Consider the following 2,175-nt stretch of genomic DNA (forward strand, 5'->3'; position numbering starts at 1 on the left):
GGCGACCAGATACGACAGATGCCCGAAGGTCTTCCTCTCCGCCATCGCTCTCGCCGCAACCGTCATTTATTGGTTATGAGTCCTGACCCTAAAATCCGCGTTGTTCATTTGGTTTCCCACCGAACGATGCTCATTTTTCGAGGCCCTTTGAGGGGTAACTCGTTTCACTTTTGAAGAGTGGTCGACGGGTCGGTTATTTCCGGTTCGATCGGCATCCTCAAACGGCTCATTGTAGCAGCGTAGGAAGTAGCGATTCGGTCTTTTGCTGGCGTGCGCAAAGACACTCTCGCACTATCATCAATACTTTGATAAGAGTTGTTTTCGAATTCCGAATAAGTCAGAAACGCTGTTGTCGGGCGCGCAAACAGGGTCCGTTTTCAGGATTGGCTTTGCGAGATTGGGCACTTTACAGGTATGGACAAACGAGTTCCAGTTTGGTTGGTCTTGCTATTGCTTCTCCTGTCAACAGTGGCAACAGTTTTGTTCGGCTGGTCCGTCAGATACCAGCTTTCTGGCGGTGAACGTTTGGGCAGGGCCGGTGAGATCGCCCTTGCCATCGCAACATTCCCCTCACTTGTGAAGGATGTGTTCGAGGAAGGCGCCAGCATCGTTACGGGTCAAATCTACGACAACACGTTTGGCGCTCCGCGCATGCCCGTGGACCTAATAGACTATGCGAAATTCCCCTCGCGGACAGATCCCCTTCCAGGGCTGGTCTACAAGGCCACAGACGCGATCACTTTGGGCTGGCGCGTGCTTTTTGGCTCATTCGCGACCGGGAACTCGATCGAGAATGCGGTCGTTGTGATCTCGCCTGAGCTTGAGATCGCAACCATAATCCCGGTAGACGAAATCCCCGTCGGAGACAAGACACCCAGCCCGAACTCCAATAAGTTCGCCCATGGCTTGGAGATCTTCCCCGACGGCTCGTTCATCTTCGCCTTCGACGGTGGTGTTTCCTTGCAAAAGTTTGACGCCTGCGGGGAGCGAATCTGGACAATTCCGGGTGTGTATCATCACTCCGTAACAACGCTTGAAGACCAAAGCGCTGTCTGGACCTTTAACGACTCTCTCGATTTTGCGCTCGTCTCGGTGGTGGACGGCACCGTTTTGAGAACCTTTTCGACCGACGATGTGATCGCGGCCAATCCAACGATCGACATACTAGAATTACGCAGGCTCCATGACAATGACCTGGGCAAGAACCCCAAGAACACGAAGGGATCTTGGATGAGCGATGCACTCCACTACAATGATGTCGACCCCCTTCCGCCCGCGCTGGCTAACCGCTTTGACCAGTTCGATGCGGGCGACCTGCTAGTTAGCGCGCGCGCGGGCAACCTTATATTCGTTGTCGATCCCGATGACCTCATCGTCAAATGGTGGCGCGTGGGAGCCGTGCAAAGACAGCATGACCCGGACTGGATGCCCGATGGTCGCATCAGCATCTACAACAACCGCATGAGCCGCGATTACAGCGAGATCGTCTCGGTCGACCCCGATACGTTCCAGACCAAAGTAACACTCGATGGCCGGGACTACGATTTTTACTCGCGCATCCGTGGCAAGCATCAGTGGATCGACAGCGGAAACCTCCTTTTTTCCAGCCCCCAGCAAGGACGTTTGCTAGAAATTGATGCGAATGGAGCTGTCGCGCTTGAAATCTTCAATCTGAACCCGGACATAGACAACCGCAACCTGACAGTATCCGAGATTAAGTGGTTCGAGCCAGACTACTTCAACGCCGACATTTGGGAATGCAACGATTGATGCAATGCCCAACCTGGATTCGGCCTTTTGATCACTCGACATGCCTGCTAGCACCTATGTCGGGCCCGGGCTAGGTGCAGGTGCGCTTGCAGTCATGCTGGGAGTCTTTGCTGCCTTCGGAATAGCTGTTGTCGCCATTCTCTGATAGGGTCAGGACTCATAGCCAATAGATAACGAGTGCTTCAAGGGCGATTGCTGACAGGAAGACCTTCGGGCACCTGTCGTAGCGGGTTGCCACACGCCGCCAATCCTTCAACCCGCCGAACGTGATTTCGATCCGGTTGCGCCGTTTGTAGCGACGCTTGTCGTACTTCACCGGTTTCTTGCGCTGCTTCCGGCCAGGGATGCAGGCGCGTATCTCTTTGTCTTTCAACGCTTCCCGGAACCAATCGGCGTCATAGCCAC

At 54.3% G+C, this 2,175-nt stretch carries 2 protein-coding genes; one reads left to right on the forward strand and one right to left on the reverse strand.

Features of this window, described 5'->3' with window-relative positions:
- Window positions 1–414: 414 nt before the first annotated feature.
- The gene (locus ACR0CG_RS23695) at window positions 415–1,770 is read left to right on the forward strand and encodes an arylsulfotransferase family protein (protein ID WP_480527949.1); all 1,356 of its coding nucleotides are present in this window, start codon (window positions 415–417) and stop codon (window positions 1,768–1,770) included.
- Window positions 1,771–1,927: 157 nt separating this feature from the next.
- On the opposite strand, the gene ACR0CG_RS23700 is transcribed toward ACR0CG_RS23695, so the two are convergent.
- Window positions 1,928–2,175, reverse strand: a 248-nt coding sequence (locus tag ACR0CG_RS23700) for a transposase (protein WP_480527951.1), incomplete at its 5' end; no start/stop codon positions are given.

The organism is Ruegeria sp. AB8 (assembly GCF_056542605.1).